This window comes from Gemmatimonas sp. (assembly GCF_044376735.1).
In the GTDB taxonomy this organism is placed as follows: Bacteria; Gemmatimonadota; Gemmatimonadetes; order Gemmatimonadales; family Gemmatimonadaceae; genus Gemmatimonas.
On sequence record NZ_JBILKJ010000059.1, the window covers coordinates 1 to 16,083 of the forward strand.

General features: G+C 63.8%; 13 protein-coding genes and 1 tRNA gene. 12 read left to right on the plus strand and 2 right to left on the minus strand.

Translation table 11 applies throughout. The features are described 5' to 3' along the window. The 12 genes from ACIRA7_RS09835 to rpoC form a co-directional block, all read left to right on the plus strand. On the plus strand, positions 1–642 hold a 642-nt coding region (locus ACIRA7_RS09835; RefSeq protein ID WP_396220668.1), incomplete at its 5' end, for a TonB-dependent receptor plug domain-containing protein. A 110-nt stretch (positions 643–752) separates the two neighbouring features. Then, positions 753–825: transfer RNA gene (locus ACIRA7_RS09840), tRNA-Thr, on the plus strand. A 147-nt stretch (positions 826–972) separates the two neighbouring features. Further along, on the plus strand, positions 973–1,341 hold the full coding sequence (locus ACIRA7_RS09845) for a metal-sensitive transcriptional regulator (protein ID WP_396220669.1): 369 nt from the start codon (positions 973–975) through the stop codon (positions 1,339–1,341). Positions 1,342–1,568: 227 nt separating this feature from the next. Next, positions 1,569–1,721 carry a 50S ribosomal protein L33 gene (rpmG, locus tag ACIRA7_RS09850; protein WP_396220670.1) on the plus strand — a complete coding sequence of 51 codons (153 nt, stop codon included), beginning with the start codon at positions 1,569–1,571 and terminating at the stop codon, positions 1,719–1,721. Between the two features lie 2 nt (positions 1,722–1,723). Then, positions 1,724–1,957 carry a preprotein translocase subunit SecE gene (secE, locus tag ACIRA7_RS09855; RefSeq protein ID WP_396220671.1) on the plus strand — a complete coding sequence of 78 codons (234 nt, stop codon included), beginning with the start codon at positions 1,724–1,726 and terminating at the stop codon, positions 1,955–1,957. Between the two features lie 8 nt (positions 1,958–1,965). After that, a complete protein-coding gene (gene nusG / locus ACIRA7_RS09860) occupies positions 1,966–2,523 on the plus strand; it encodes a transcription termination/antitermination protein NusG (RefSeq protein ID WP_396220672.1) in 558 nt (185 codons plus the stop codon). Between the two features lie 100 nt (positions 2,524–2,623). Next, on the plus strand, positions 2,624–3,046 hold the full coding sequence (rplK, locus tag ACIRA7_RS09865) for a 50S ribosomal protein L11 (RefSeq protein WP_396220673.1): 423 nt from the start codon (positions 2,624–2,626) through the stop codon (positions 3,044–3,046). Between the two features lie 5 nt (positions 3,047–3,051). Next, positions 3,052–3,741, plus strand: coding sequence for a 50S ribosomal protein L1 (gene rplA, locus ACIRA7_RS09870; RefSeq protein WP_396220674.1), 690 nt, complete (start codon positions 3,052–3,054; stop codon positions 3,739–3,741). A gap of 15 nt (positions 3,742–3,756) precedes the next feature. Then, entirely contained in the window at positions 3,757–4,260 is a 504-nt protein-coding gene (gene rplJ, locus ACIRA7_RS09875; protein WP_396220675.1) for a 50S ribosomal protein L10, read from the plus strand. 66 nt (positions 4,261–4,326) lie between these two features. After that, the gene (gene rplL, locus ACIRA7_RS09880; protein ID WP_396220676.1) at positions 4,327–4,710 is read left to right on the plus strand and encodes a 50S ribosomal protein L7/L12; all 384 of its coding nucleotides are present in this window, start codon (positions 4,327–4,329) and stop codon (positions 4,708–4,710) included. A gap of 168 nt (positions 4,711–4,878) precedes the next feature. After that, a complete protein-coding gene (gene rpoB, locus ACIRA7_RS09885) occupies positions 4,879–9,435 on the plus strand; it encodes a DNA-directed RNA polymerase subunit beta (RefSeq protein ID WP_396220680.1) in 4,557 nt (1,518 codons plus the stop codon). Between the two features lie 2 nt (positions 9,436–9,437). Further along, positions 9,438–13,769 carry a DNA-directed RNA polymerase subunit beta' gene (gene rpoC, locus ACIRA7_RS09890; RefSeq protein WP_396220677.1) on the plus strand — a complete coding sequence of 1,444 codons (4,332 nt, stop codon included), beginning with the start codon at positions 9,438–9,440 and terminating at the stop codon, positions 13,767–13,769. Between the two features lie 183 nt (positions 13,770–13,952). On the opposite strand, the gene ACIRA7_RS09895 is transcribed toward rpoC, so the two are convergent. Next, positions 13,953–14,321: a four helix bundle protein gene (locus ACIRA7_RS09895; protein WP_396220678.1), complete on the minus strand. Its 369-nt coding sequence runs from the start codon at positions 14,319–14,321 to the stop codon at positions 13,953–13,955. A 232-nt stretch (positions 14,322–14,553) separates the two neighbouring features. Continuing rightward, positions 14,554–16,083: protein kinase (locus ACIRA7_RS09900; RefSeq protein ID WP_396220679.1), on the minus strand; the 1,530-nt coding region annotated here is incomplete at its 5' end.

The window sequence follows — 16,083 nt, forward strand, 5'->3', positions numbered from 1 at the left end:
GCACTGCTGGTGTCGTCAACTGCCCTGCTCGCCGCCTGTGGCGCCGAGCTGCCTACCTCCGCCGAACTGCAGGGAATGGACGTGGCCAAGGCGGAGTCGCGCCTTGGTCGGGTCGTCAAGCTCGATGAGCGGCTCGTCGAGTACGTCGTCGACGGCTCCAAGGTCTCGGCGGAAAAGGCGCGAGGCATCTCGTCGGCGCTCATCGAGGAGATCCGGATCGTCGGTGCCGAGAAGTCGAACGCCGCCCAGATCCTCATCCGCACCAAGGGGTCCCCGTTGACGGGCACCATGGAAGAGCGTGTGGTTGACGGGAGCGTAACGATCCGCGCGGATTCGATCTCCGTGAATGGCATCACCGTGAAGGGCAAGCCCTTGAATGGCCAGGCGAACGAGGTGCGGATCGCGCGCGCGCCCAATGGTGTCGTGATGGGACGGCCGCTCGATGGCTCGCTCAAGATCACGCCGTCGACAGGTCCGGAGCCGCTGTTTGTGATTGACGGCAAGCGCATGACCAAGGCCGAGATGGACAAGCTCTCGCCGAACCAGATCGAAAGCGTCCAGATCCTGAAGAACGCGTCGGCCGTTGCCTTGTACGGCGCCGACGGCGCCAACGGCGTCGTGGTCGTCACGCTCAAGAAGTAGCCGCCTTGATCCCATCCGAGGGATCGAGTACCTTCTACGGGTTGCATCGCCTTTCGACTGGTGTTCATCGATCGTCCAATCGAAACGCGAAGCCCATGGAGTTGCTGGTCGCTCACATAGCTCAGTCGGCAGAGCACATCCTTGGTAAGGATGAGGTCACCGGTTCGATCCCGGTTGTGAGCTCTTTCCGAAGCCCCCGCTACCACATCTGTGGTGTCGGGGGCTTCGTGCTTCCCGTCGCGGGTTGCTCTGTTGACATAGGGGGCCGGGGTATCCCAGTATTTGCCAAGGCGCCCTTGCGCTGATCCACCCCTCCCCGGAGCGACACGGATGTCCGACACCCCTTCGCAGGCGTCCACGGAGCGGGCCCATGCTGCCGGCTGCGGCTGCGGAAGCCACGACGAGACCGGCCGTAAGGCGGTCGCCGTCGATCCTGAGACGAAGGCCCGCAACCTCACGCGGCTCCGCCGCATCGAAGGGCAGATTCGCGGCTTGCAGAACATGGTCGAGGACGATCGGTACTGCGCCGACATCCTCACGCAGATCTCGTCGGCGCACGAAGCGCTGCGGTCGGTCGGCCGTGAGCTCATGCGCAATCACCTCAAGCACTGCGCCGCCTCGGCGATCGCCGCCGGTGGCGCCGAGCGCGACGCGATGTACGACGAACTGGTGGACATGATGTACAAGCACAGCCGGTGAGGGCTGATCGGCGTTCGTCGTTTGTTCGGGCGCGGTGTGCCTGACCTCCCGCAACCCGCCGTCAGTCGGCGACTTGCGAGCGCGTCCCGGCCGCACTACGTTGCAAGGCTCACCCCATTCGGGGGGAGATCCATCGGGGAGCCTCACCACGGCTAAGCGCGCCCAGCGAATGCAGGCGGCGCACCCGGTGCAGAAGACGTCTGTGTGCTGTAGCACGGAGCCGGAACATGGCGCGCGAAAAGATCATTCTCGGTTGCACCGAGTGCAAAAACCGCAACTACTTCGTGATGAAGAACAAGCGACTCCACCCCGAGCGGGTGGAGTGGAAGAAGTATTGCCCGCGCTGCAACTCGCATAAAACGCACAAGGAAACCAAGTAGCCATGACGGCTCCCGTCGAGGTTGCCCGCCCCGGGCTCGGCACGCGGTTGGTCACGTTCTATCATGACGTGATCGCCGAAATGAAGAAGGTGACCTGGCCCGATCGCGCGCAGCTGCAGCAGGCGACGATCCAGATCATCATCTTCGTGCTGCTGCTGGGTGCGGTGATCGCCCTGGTCGACGTTGCGTTGCAGGCGCTGCTCGTGCGCCTGCCCGCGATGTTGCTCGGCCGCTGACCCCGCAGATGTCCTTGTCGATGCTCGCGCACCGGTGGTACACGGTCCAGACCACGTCTGGCCACGAGAACAAGGTGCAGCGCTTCATCCAGCGTAAGATCGATCTGGATCCGGCCGCTCCTGAAGATCGTCTGATTCGTCAGGCGCTCGTACCCACGCAGGAAGTGGTGGAGATCAAGAACGGTAAGAAGGTGACGGTCGAGCGGAAGATCTTCCCGGGCTACGTGCTCGTGGAGATGGTCGCCAGCCAGGACACCTTGCACGAGGTCAACGCGATCCAGGGCGTGATCAAGTTTGTCGGGAAGGAGAAGGAGCCGACTCCGCTGCGCGACGAAGAAGTCCGTCGGCTGCTGGGGCAGGTGGATCAGGCCGAGGAAGCGCCGACTCGCGAGGAAATTCCATTCCTCATTGGCCAGGCGGTGGCGATCACGGAGGGTCCGTTCGCCGATTTCAACGGGACGGTCGAAGAGATTCTGTCGGACAAAGGCAAAGTGCGGGTGTCGGTGAGTTTGTTCGGCCGCCCCACGAGTGTCGAACTCGACTACTTGCAGTTACGCGGGTACTGAGTTCGTCGCAGGACGTCGGCACCACTCGACGGAAAACACCGTGGTAGCACAACCGCAGCGCCGGATAGTCCGGCCGCGGAACTTGCGATGAGGAAGACGCATGGCCAAGAAGGTCACTGGATTCGTCAAGCTGCAGATTCCTGCAGGCAAGGCGAACCCGGCGCCCCCAGTAGGTACGGCCCTCGGTCCGCAGGGTATCAATATCATGGGCTTCTGCAAAGAGTTTAATGCTCGGACGCAGGGCGGTGATATGATCATCCCGGTCGAGGTCACGATCTACGGCGACAAGTCGTTCACCTTCATTTTGAAGACGCCGCCCGCGGCGGAACTCATCAAGAAGGAACTCGGCGTTGCCAAGGGCTCGGGTCAGCCGAATAAGGTGAAGGTGGGTACGATCACGAAGGCGCAGCTCGAGAAGCTCGCTACCGTGAAGATGCCCGACCTGAACTGCGATTCGATGGAGAGTGCGGTCGCCATGATGGCGGGTGCTGCGCGCTCCATGGGCATTGTGGTCAAGGATTGAGTCTCATGGCACAGAACGGGAAGAAGTACCGCAGCGCGAGCGAGCGCCGCGAACTCGGCAAGCCGTATGAGGCCAGCAAGGCGATCGATCTCGTGAAGCAGATGAGCTTCGCGAAGTTCGATGAGACCGTCGAAGTGGCGGTCCGTCTCGGCGTTGATCCGCGCCACGCCGACCAGGTGGTGCGTGGCACCGTCGTCCTCCCCGAAGGTACGGGTAAGACGATGCGTGTGCTCGTGATCGCGGCCGGCGCCAAGGTGCAGGAAGCGCAAGACGCGGGCGCCGATTACGTCGGCACCGAATACCTCGCGAAGATCAAGGACGGCTGGTTGGACTTCGACGTGCTGATTGCCACGCCGGACCAGATGGGACAGCTCGGCCAGCTCGGCCGCGTCCTGGGTCCCCGCGGCCTCATGCCGAATCCGAAGGCCGGCACGGTCACGTTTGACGTCGCGAAGGCGGTCAAGGAGTCGAAGGGCGGCAAGATCGAGTTCCGTGTCGACAAGGGTGGCAATGTGCACGCGCCGATCGGCAAGGTCTCGTTCGGCCCTGACCAGCTCGCGAGAAACCTCGCGGCGCTGATGGATACCATCGTTCGCTCGAAGCCGTCCGCGGCCAAGGGCGTGTACATTCGGAACGTCGCGATCTCGAGCTCCATGGGACCTGGCGTCACCATCGACACCACGCCGTACCGGTAAGAGGGAGACGCGACCATGAAAGCCAAGGCCAAGGCCAAGAAGAGCGACAAGCAGCACCTGGTAGACAGTCTGAGCACGAAGCTCGGATCGGCGCAGGCGCTGTTTTATACCGACTTCACCGGTTTGAACGTGAAGCGCATGACGGATCTGCGTCGCCGCCTGAAGAAGGCTGGCGTCGAGTACGTCGTGATCAAGAACACGCTGGCGCTCCGTGCCGTCAACGAGAGCGGGCTGGTGTCCCAGCGTCTGAAGGGCCCGACGGGGGTGGTGGTGGCCAAGGATGGCATCACTGCGGCCAAGGTCCTCTCCGATTTTGCGAAGGAGAACGATCAGCGGCCGTCCGTGAAGGGCGGGATCTACGAAGGCAACGCCGTGGACGAGGCGATGGTCAAGAAATTGGCCTCGCTCCCGACCCGCGACGAAGCGCTGTCGATCTTCGCTGGCTACCTCAACAGCATCCCGATGATGTTTGCCCTCGCCCTCGACGCCCGCAAGACGCAGCTCGAAGGCTCCAACTAAGTCCCCAGGCGTTCGCCTGATCACACGCCCCAGGCTCCCTGGGGGGCATTTACGGAGAGTACGACCATGGCTAACACGACCCTGAGCAAGGACGAGATCCTCGACGCGATCGGCGCGATGAGCGTTATCGATCTGTCCGAGCTCATCGAAGCGTTCAAGACGAAGTTCAACGTCACGATCGCCGCGGTGGCGGCGGGCGGCGGCGGCGCGGCTGCCCCGGCGGCTGCGGTAGAAGAGCAGACGGAGTTCACCGTCGTTCTCAAGGAAGCGGGCGGCAAGAAGATCCAGGTCATCAAGGTCGTGCGCGAGCTGACCGGCCTGGGCCTGAAGGAAGCCAAGGACCTCGTGGACGGCGCGCCGAAGGCCGTGAAGGAAAACGTCACGAAGGACGAAGCTGCCGCGATCAAGGCCAAGCTCGAGGCCGAGGGCGCGACCGTCGAAGTCAAGTAAGGCTGCCGACCGTTCGTCGTTTTAACTGCAGTTCCGTCGTTGTAACGCTCCTCCCCGGGGGAGCTGGTCACCGAAAAGTGATCGGCTCCACCGGGGACGGAGCGCTTTGCGCCTCCGGTCTCGCCGGATTCGGTGCGCCCCGTACGCGGGTGAGCCCCTAAGGATATGATGAACCAGATCTCGTTCGCGAAGCTCGAGACGGGCATGGACATGCCCCATCTGCTCGACATCCAGACGCGCGCCTTTGAGTCGCTGCTCCAACTGGATGCTGCCTCGCAAGAGCGCGAGGATGTTGGCCTCGAGCGCGTTTTCAAGGACCTGTTCCCGATCTCGGACGTCCACGAGAATTTCTCGTTGGAGTTCGTTCGGTACAGCCTCGGTGAGCCCAAGTACTCGGTCGCGGAGTGTATTGAACGCGACATGACGTACTCGGCCCCTCTCAAGGCCACGTTGCAGCTGGTCATCTTCGAGGATACCGGGGACGGCAAGCGCCCCCGCAATATCATCGAGAAGGAAGTCTATCTCGGCGAGCTCCCGCTCCTGACCGAGCTGGGCACCTTCGTGATCAATGGCGCCGAGCGCGTCATTGTCTCGCAGTTGCACCGCTCCCCGGGCGTCGTGTTCGAAGAGAGCACGCACCCCAACGGGCAACGGCTGCTCTCGTCGCGCATCATCCCCTTCCGGGGATCATGGGTCGAGTTCACCGTGGACATCCACGATGTGATCTACGTCCACATCGACAAGAAAAAGAAGTTCCCCGCCACGGCGCTCCTGCGCGCGTTCGGCTACGGCGAGAACCGGGACATCCTGCGCCTGTTCTTCGCCGAGCGCGAACTCGATCTCACCATGAAGCGTGAGACGCGGACCGAACTCCGTGAGCTGCTCGGGGCCATCATCGCCGAAGACATCACGCTCGAAGGTGAAGTCACGCCCGAGGATGCGCCCAAGGCCAAGACGAAGAAAGCGAAGGCCGAGCGCGAACGCGCCGAGGCCGAACTGCTCGTGCGCGAAGGCGACGAACTGACCGAAGAAGTGCTCAACCGCCTCGTGCGGCAGGGGCTCGACAAGGTCAAGGTCTTCGCCTCGTACACGCAGATCGATCTGCGCGACGAACAAGACGCGATCGACCGCGGCGAGCGCGAAGTGCGCCGCACGCTGGCGCGCGACGTCGTCGATGCCGACACCGGTGAGGTCGTGGCCGAAAAGGGCACCGTGCTCGTCGATGCCGTCATCAAGCGCATCCGCAAGGCTGACCTCACCAAGGTGCAGGTCTTCGTCGCCTCCGGCCGTGCCGAGTCGACGCTGATCAAGAACACCCTGGCCAAGGACCCGACGAAGCACGAGGAAGAAGCGCTCAAGCAGATCTACGCGCTGCTCCGTCCGGGCGACGCCCCCAACCGCGAGACGGCCAAGCAGGCGCTCGAGCGCCTGTTCTTCTCGCCCAAGCGCTACGACCTCGGTCGGGTCGGTCGCTACAAGATCAACCAGCGTCTGCGGCTCAACACGCCGATGTCGACCACCGTGCTCACGAAGGAAGACTTCGTCGAGATCATGCGTCAGCTCGTGGAACTCCACGAAGGCCGCGGTGATGTGGACGATATCGATCAGCTGGGCAACCGCCGCATCCGCTCGGTGGGTGAGCTCATCGCCAACCAGTTCTCCGTTGGTCTCTCGCGCATGGCGCGACTGGTCAAGGAGCGGATGTCGATCAACACCGATCCCGAGAAGATCTCCCTCGACGATCTCGTGAACGCGCGGACCGTGTCTGCCGTCATTCAGGCGTTCTTCGGCTCGTCGCAGCTCTCGCAGTTCATGGACCAGACCAATCCGCTCGCCGAACTGACGCACAAGCGTCGTCTGTCGGCGCTCGGACCGGGCGGCCTCACCCGCGAGCGTGCCGGCTTCGAAGTGCGCGACGTGCACTATTCGCAGTACGGCCGCATGTGCCCCATCGAGACGCCAGAAGGCCCGAACATCGGCCTGATCACGTCGCTCGCCTGCTATGCCCGCGTGAACGATCTCGGCTTCATCGAGACCCCGTACCGCGTCGTGAAGGACAGCCGGGTGACGGGCGAAATCGTGTGGCTCGACGCGAACCGTGAAGAAGACGCGATCATCGCGCAGGCCAACTCGAAGCTCAATCCCGACGGCACGTTCGTCGACGATCTCGTGCTGTCGCGGAAGCGTGGAGACCTCCCGCTCACCCCGCCGGCCGACATCGACTACATGGACGTGGCGCCGGAACAGCTCGTGTCGATCGCCGCGGCGCTGATTCCCTTCCTCGAGCACGACGACGCCAACCGCGCGTTGATGGGCTCGAACATGCAGCGCCAGGCCGTGCCCCTGTTGAATCCGCGCACGCCGTTCGTGGGAACCGGCCTCGAAGCGACGGTCGCCGTCGACTCGGGTGCCGTGATCATCGCGCGGCGTCCGGGCATCGTGACCAGTGTGACGGCCGACGAGATCATCGTCGATGCCGGCCTGATCGGCGTGATCGACGGCGACCGCCCGCTCGCCCGCCTCGGTCACCTCGACCGCTACCGCCTCAAGAAGTACTGGCGCACCAACCAGGACACCGCCATCAACCAGCGCCCGCTCGTGCGCATGGGACAGACGGTGGCCAAGGGCGAAGTGTTGGCCGACGGCGCCGCCACCGAAATGGGGCAGCTGGCCCTCGGCGCGAACGTCACGGTGGCGTTCATGCCCTGGTACGGACACAACTTCGAAGACGCCATCGTCCTCTCCGAGCGCCTGGTGAAGTTCGACGTGTTCTCGTCGATTCACATTCAGGAACTCGAACTGCACGTCCGCGACACCAAGCGTGGTCAGGAAGAAATCACGCGCGAAATCCCGAACGTTGCCGAAGAGTCGCTGGTCGACCTCGACGAGCGTGGCATCGTGCGCATCGGCGCTCAGGTGAAGCCGGGTGACATCCTCGTCGGCAAGATCACGCCGAAGGGTGAAACCGAGCTCTCGCCCGAAGAGAAGCTCCTCACCGCGATCTTCGGCGAAAAGGCGAAGGACGTGAAGGACAGCTCCCTCAAGGTGCCGCCCGGAATGGAAGGCGTGGTCATCGACGTGAAGATCTTCTCGCGCGTCGAAGATCAGGTCGTGGAAAAGGATCGTGGTGAGCGCATCGGTGATGTGCGTCGTCTCGAGGGCGAGGAGAAGCTCCGCGTCAACGAAGTGCGCGACATGGAACTGGCCGCGCTGCTGCATGGCGAGACCATCTCGCTGGCCCTCAAGGCCGGCACCGTGGAAGAGGCGATCGCTGCCGGCACCACCCTCACGAATGAGTTGCTGACCGGTCTGCGTTTCGCGACGCTCGACCTGAAGACGTTCCGCGTGGAGAGCAAGAAGGCCAACGAGCGTGTCCGCGAGATCATTGATGCCGCGAACGAGGAGAAGGCCCGGATCGAAGAGCGCGCCGAAGAGCGCATCGACCGCATTCTGCAGCCCGACGAGCTCCCGCCCGGTGTCATCCAGCTGGTCAAGGTGTACCTGGCCGAAAAGCGCAAGATTTCGGTCGGCGACAAGATGGCCGGACGTCACGGCAACAAGGGTATCGTCGCCCGTATCGTCCCCGAAGAAGACATGCCGTTCCTGCCGAACGGCCGTCCGGTGGACATTGTGCTCAACCCGCTCGGCGTGCCGTCGCGCATGAACGTTGGACAGATTCTCGAAACCCACCTCGGGTGGGCCGCGAAGCTGCTCAACTTCTATGCGAAGACGCCGGTATTCGAAGGGGCGAACGAGCGCGAAATCGGCCTGCTGATGAAGCTCGCCGGTCTCCGCTGGGCGCGCGAAACGCTCGAACTCGGTGCGTCGTCGTTCGACGCCACGCCGCAGGATGTGCGTCACCTGCTCTCCGATATCAAGCCGGATCGTCGTCTGCCGGACAAGGTCGAGCTGTTGGGCGATGCGAACCTGAACGACCTCGCGATGAAGGCCATGTCGGCCGAAACGAAGTCGCTGTTCGGCCGCGTGAAGGAGTTCGTCGCGCAGGGAGCCCGTACCATTGCCGAGCGCGAGCTCGACGGTGTGCGCGCGTCGCTGGCGATCCACCAAACGGCCGAGGGGGAGGCGGATGCCGATCTCAAGGCGGGGATCGCGGCGCTCCAGGCCGAAGCGGCCATGAGCCCGGTCGAGACGCTGCGGCGTATCGGTCAGCCGGCGCTCGCCGCGGTGCTGGCCGGCAAGGATGTCGATGTCGATGCGGCCGGCTCGGAGCTCATCCGGTTGGCGGGGCTCACGCCCACGGGCAAGGTGCGCCTGCGCGATGGTCGGACCGGCGAGACGTTTAACGCGCCGGTCACGGTCGGCGAGATCTACGTGCTGAAGCTCAGCCACTTGGTCGACGACAAGATTCACGCGCGCTCGATCGGACCGTACTCGCTCGTCACGCAGCAGCCGCTGGCGGGTAAGGCGCAGTTCGGTGGACAGCGCTTCGGTGAAATGGAAGTGTGGGCGCTCGAGGCGTATGGCGCGGCGCACACGCTGCAGGAAATCCTGACGGTCAAGTCCGACGACGTGAACGGCCGGAGCCGCGTCTACGAGGCGATCGTCAAGGGGCAGAACCTGCCGGAGCCGGGGATCCCGGAATCGTTCAACGTGCTGGTGAAGGAACTGCAGGCGTTGGGTATCAAGGTCACGCTCGGGGCCAGCGATGGTACCGGCGTCGAGCTGATCGACGCCGGCGGCAACGGTAACGGCGGGGAGGAATAACCATGATCGACTTCCGCAGCTCGCGCGAAGCCCGCGCGTCCGCGTTTGACTACATGTCGGTCCGTATCGCCTCACCCGAGGAGATTCGCGGACCCAAGGACCCCAAGGAGCGCGAACGGCTGGAAATGGCCGGCTTGCGCACCTGGTGGTCGTGGGGCGAAGTCACCAAGCCCGAAACCATCAACTACCGTTCGTTCAAGCCCGAGAAGGACGGCTTGTTCTGCGAGCGCATCTTCGGTCCGGTCAAGGACTGGGAATGCCACTGCGGGAAGTACAAGCGGATCCGCTATCGTGGCGTGATCTGCGACCGCTGCGGCGTGGAAGTCACGCTCAGCAAAGTCCGGCGCGAGCGTATGGGTCATATCGAACTGGCGGTGCCGGTCGCGCACATCTGGTTCTTCAAGACCCTGCCGTCTCCGATGGGCAACCTGCTCGACGTCACGCTCCGTGACCTCGAGAAGGTGATCTACTATTCGAACTACATCGTCATCGATCCGGGCTCGCAGGAAGTGCGTGAGCGCCAGCTGCTCGACGAAGACGAATATCTGACGCTCCGCCAGAAGGCGAAGGCGGAAGGCGACGCGGCGTTCCAGTGCGACATCGGCGCGCCGGCCGTCCGTGAACTGCTCAAGCGTCTCGACGTCGACAGCACCGCCGAGGAACTGCGCGGGTCCGTCGTCGGCGAAACGTCGCAGCATCGCAAGAAGCAGATGCTGAAGCGCCTGAAGATCGTGGATGCGTTCCGCACCAGCGGCGAGGGCGGAGAGATCCGCAATCGTCCGGAGTGGATGATCCTCGACGTGATTCCGGTGATCCCGCCCGACCTGCGGCCGCTCGTGCCGCTCGACGGCGGACGCTTCGCCACGTCCGACCTGAACGACCTGTACCGGCGTGTCATCAACCGCAACAACCGTCTCCAGAAGCTCATCTCGCATCGGGCGCCGGAAGTCATCCTGCGCAACGAAAAGCGCATGCTGCAGGAAGCGGTCGACGCGTTGTTCGACAACGGCCGTCGCTCCAAGGCCATTCGTGGTCGTGGCAAGCGCCCGCTCAAGTCGCTGTCCGATATGCTCAAGGGCAAGCAGGGCCGGTTCCGTCAGAACCTGCTCGGCAAGCGCGTGGACTACTCGGGCCGTTCGGTCATCGTCGTGGGTCCGGAGCTCAAGCTGCACCAGTGCGGCCTGCCGAAGGCCATGGCGCTCGAACTGTTCAAGCCGTTCATCATCCACAAGCTGGTGGAGAGCGGTGAAGCCGAGACGGTGAAGCGCGCCAAGAAGATCGTGGAGCGCGAGAACGCGATGGTCTTCGAAGTGCTCGAAGGCATCATCAAGGATCACCCGGTGCTGCTGAATCGCGCGCCGACGCTGCACCGCCTCGGCATTCAGGCGTTCGAGCCGGTGCTGGTGGAAGGCAAGGCCATTCGTATTCACCCGCTCGTCTGCGCGGCGTTCAACGCCGACTTCGACGGTGACCAGATGGCCGTGCACGTGCCGCTGTCGTTCGAAGCGCAGATCGAAGCGCGCGTGCTCATGCTGTCGTCGAACAACATTCTGAAGCCGTCCGACGGACGCCCGGTGGCCGAGCCGTCACAGGACATCGTGCTGGGCTGCTACGTGGCCACGAAGGCGCCCACGGGCTTCGATACCGCCACGATGAAGGACCCAGTGGCGGTGGCCAAGCTACGGGCGATGACGACGATCGCGGAAGTGGAGTTGGCCATCGCGAACGGCCGCGCCACGTACCAGACGCCGATCCGTTGGCTCGACAAGACCGAGGAGGGCAGCCATTGGATTCCGACGACCACGGGCCGCGTGCTGTTCAACGCGATCGTGCCGAAGGGACTGCCGTTCCTCAACAAGGACATGAAGAAGAAGGCGCTCGGCGAACTCGTCTTCCAGAGCTACCGGAATGCGGGGCTCGCGGAAACGGTGGCGCTGCTCGATCGCCTCAAGGAGTTCGGCTTCCGCAACGCAACGCGCGGCGGTGTCTCCATCGGCATCGAAGACCTGCACATCCCGAAGGAAAAGGAAACGTTGCTCAAGGAAGCGTCGGAGCGGGTGGAACGCTTCCAGCGCGCCTACGCGACGGGCAACATCACGAACGGTGAGCGCTACAACAAGGTCATCGATACGTGGACGCACGCGAACACGGACGTCGCCGACGCCATGGTCAAGACCATGCGCGAATCGCAGGGTGGCTTCAATCCGGTGTTCATGATGTTCGACTCCGGCTCGCGTGGTTCGCGCGACCAGATCCGCCAGCTGGCGGGTATGCGCGGCCTGATGGCCAAGCCGCAGAAGAAGCTCACGGGTGGTATCGGCGAAATCATCGAGAATCCGATTAAGTCGAACTTCCGTGAAGGACTGTCGGTACTCGAGTACTTCTCGTCGACGCACGGTGCCCGTAAGGGTCTGGCCGACACGGCACTCAAGACGGCCGACGCCGGATATCTCACGCGGCGACTCGTCGACGTGGCGCAGGACATGACGATCCAGGAAGAGGATTGCGGGACGATCCTCGGCCTCGACACATCGGCGCTGAAGGAAGGCGAAGACGTGATCGAGCCGCTGGCCGAACGTCTCGTTGGTAACGTGGCGGCCGAGGATATTCTCGATCCCATGGAACGCGACGAGGCGGGACGTCCGCGCCTGTTGGCCGAAGCGGGTACGCTGATCTCGGAAGAGACGGCGCAACTCATCGAGGATTCGGGCATCGAAACGGTGAAGATCCGTTCCGTGCTCACCTGTGAAGCGAAGCGCGGCCTGTGCCGCATGTGCTACGGCCGCAATCTGGCCACCATGCAGATGGTGGACCTGGGTGAAGCGGTCGGTATCATCGCTGCCCAGTCCATCGGCGAGCCCGGTACGCAGCTGACGCTCCGTACCTTCCACGTCGGCGGCACCGCCTCGCGTATCGCCGAACAGACGATCAAGCGCGTGAAGTACGATGGCGACATCGTCGAGTACGGCGATCGCCTCGTGTTCGTCATCAATAAGGACGGCGACCGCATCGTGACGTCGTACGAAGGCGACGTGAACATCAAGTCGGCGAAGGATGGACACGTGCTCGCACGCGTTCAGGTGCCGCTCGGTGCGACGATGCTCGTGGAAGACGGCGGCAAGCTCGTGCGCGACGAAGACCGTCGCGATGCGCGCCTGTTCTCCTGGGACCCGTACACCAATCCGATCATCGCCGACGTCGAGGGCACGATTCGCTTCGTGGACCTCGTCGAAGACGAGTCGCTGTCCGAAGAACTCGACGAACTGACCGGTCTGCGTCAGCGCGTCGTGATCGAAGACCGCGAGAAGAAGCTCCACCCGCATATCGAGATCTGGCAGTCCAAGGGCGGCAAGGAGAAGCGCGTGCGCGACTTCATCCTGCCCGTGGGCGCTATCATCACGATCGAGGATGGCCAGGCCATCACGGCGGGTCTCACGATCGCCAAGGTCAGCCGCGAGGCGTACAAGACGCGTGACATCACGGGCGGTCTGCCGCGTGTCGCCGAACTGTTCGAAGCGCGTCGTCCAAAGGATCCGGCCACGATCTCCGAGATCGACGGCTTCGTCCGCTTCGGCGAGATCAAGCGTGGCAAGCGCGAGGTGTTCGTGCGCCCGGCCAGCATCGAGAACGGTCAGTGGATCGTCGACGAAGCGCAGGCGGAGCAGGTGTACGAAGTGCCGTCGGGTAAGCACTTGCGCGTGCACGAGGGCGACCGCGTGCGGGCTGGTGACCGTATTTCGGAAGGACCGGTCAACCCGCACGACATTCTGCGCATCAAGGGACCGCGCGCGGTGCAGGAGTATCTGCTGAACGAAGTGCAGGAGGTTTATCGCCTGCAGGGCGTGAAGATCAACGACAAGCACATCGGCGTGATCGTGAAGCAGATGCTGCAGAAGGTGCGCATCGTGGAATCCGGTGATACCGAGATGCTCGAAGGCGAGCATGTCGACCGCGCCGCGTTCCGCTTGGGCAATGATGCGGCCAAGAAGGCAAAGGTCCGTCCGGCAACGGCGGAACCGCTGCTCCTCGGCATTACCAAGGCCTCGCTCACCACACAGTCGTTCGTGTCGGCGGCTTCCTTCCAGGAAACCACGCGCGTCCTGACCGACGCGGCCATCCGTGGCTCGCGCGACGACTTGCTCGGTCTCAAGGAGAACATCATCATCGGTCACCTCATTCCGGCCGGTACGGGCATGTACCGCTACCAGGAAGTGGATGTGGAATCGGATGCGCTCCCCGAGCCGGAGCCGCTGCCGGAAGCGCTGGAGCCGAACTTCGACGCGTTGCTGCCGGCGTTCGAGCCGAGCGCGTTCACGATGCCGGATCTGGAGTAGGCGCTGACGACGGACAGAAAAGGGCGGCCCGCAAGGGCCGCCCTTTTCGCGTCTGGCGACTGGCAACGCGAAAGCCGCAACGCACAACGCACAACCCAGTACTCGGTGGTCTGAATTCTGGCTTCAGACTGGGTATAGTGGTCAGAGTTCAGCAACGACAGTCCACAGTGCCGAGCGGGTTTCCTAGTCGATACACTGCAGCCGTTTGCGCAATCCGTACAGCATCATGCTGATCTCACGGCACTCATCGAGGAGTGGGTCGATCTCGCTGTCGAACAACGCGAGGGCCTGCGCGAGGAGCATCTGCTGTTCGACTTCGTTGGCGGAGCCGATGGCGTGTCCGACAAAGTGCGCGAACTCGGCACGACTGTCTTTCCCGGCTCCCTCCGCAATGTTGAGCGGAATCGACATGGAGGCGCGCAGCATCTGATTCCGCAGGCCGGGCGACGCCTTGCCAATGAACCGCTCCCGCCGCTCCACCGCGCGATGCAGGTCGATCGCAAAGGCGCGCGCCCGCGTAAGCACCATGAGATTGTTCGGATTGTTCGGCATTGGGCGAGTGTACGACACCCGCCGGAAAATGCGTGACCATTCTTGCGCACGCGATACCATCCCCACGCCCCATCAAACTCGCTCAGTACTGAGGACTGTCGTTGCTGAACTCTGACCACTATATGCAGCCTGACGCCAGAACTCAGACCACCGAGTACTGAGTAGCGAGTAGCGAGTAGCGAGTAGCGAGTAGCGAGTAGCGAGTAGCGAGTCGCGAGTTACGAGTCGCGAGTCAGTCCGGTTGCGGTCCCCGCGTCCTGCGCCCCCGGGCGACCTTCGCCGTGTCCAGCCAAGCGTTCACCTGGTTCGCCGCCATCGGGAACGCCCGCTTCGGATCCGCCACCGGCGCCAGCGCTTCGGACACTCGCGTGAATCGCCCGTCGCGCACATCGGTGAAGATCGTGAGCAGCACCACCAAATCGCCGCGCGTGCTGACCATGCCGCTGACAACGTAATCCGCCCGCAGTCCCCACCCCACGCTCATGCGGTCGGCCATGTTCCGCGTCGCGCGGTCGGTGATCTCATCGGAGACTACGTCGTACTTGTCGGTGGCCAAGGCTGCGCGCACCTGATGCGCCACGTCGCGTGTGGTGGCCACGAACTCGCGCTTGCCTGTGGCGTTCGAATAGTTCGTGACAACCACACGCACGCGTCCGTCGGAGGGTGGCGCCATTGTCGGCGTCAGCGTTGCAAGCGGACGCGGCACGTCGACGCGCGCTGTTTGCGGCAGCCGCAGCATTGCGCTGTCCATGTGCAGCAGCGCGCGCGCCATCGAGTCCGCAAAGATGCGTCCCACCTCGGCGAGCAGCAGCTCGCGGTCGACCGAGGTCGTCACACCGGTCGCGCTGCGCACACTGATTCGCATCTCGCTTTTCGGTGCGGACATCCCGGGCATCGCGATTGAGGGTGCGCCGGTCGCTGTGGGAGATGCACTCCGCTGCACCGTGGCTGTCGCCGCCTGCCGCTTGGTCACCGCGGCGGCGATGGCTAAGGATTCGGCGCGGGTGAGCACGACCGCGACGGGCAGGGTATTCGCGCCATCCGTCAGGTCGCGATAAACGGTATCCACGCGGGAGGTGCCGGTTTCCGGCAGCGCGGCCGACATGGTGCGTGAGCGGTCGCCCCCCGGGCCCGCATCGCGCGCGTCCGGCATGGAATCGGCTGCGGTGCGCGACGCGTCGCGTCGGCCGCTCTGGATGCGCTGCGCGGCCACATAGGCGCCGACAGCGATCACGATGCCTCCCATCAGCGTGGCCGCGCGCGCGCTGGGGCTCGAACGCGACCGACGTAACGGGAGCGCGGGGCCGCTCGACATCGGCGGTAGTGCTTCGAGGTCGGCCAAGAGCGCCCGAGCGGACACCGGTCGTTTGTTCGCGTCCTTCTCGAGGCACTGCATGATCAGCCGTGAGAGCGGCTCCGGGATGTCGGTGTATGACAGGTGTGGTGCCGCTGGCACCTGCGTGAGCTGCGCCGCCAACGTGGCTTGCGGTGAGTTCCCGATGAACGGGGAGGCGCCAGTCAGCAGCTCGTACGCGAGCAGCCCGACGCCGTAGAGGTCGACGCGGTGATCGGCTGCCGGGTCGGCTGCCAACTGTTCTGGGGCCATGTAGGCCTGCGTCCCGATCGCCATGCCGGTGGACGTACCGCCGTGCACGGGCATCGACGCGCTGAGTGCCTTGGCGACCCCGAAGTCCGTGACGAGCGCGTGCATGCCCGTCGTGAGGATATTGTCGGGCTTGATGTCGCGATGCACCACGCCGCG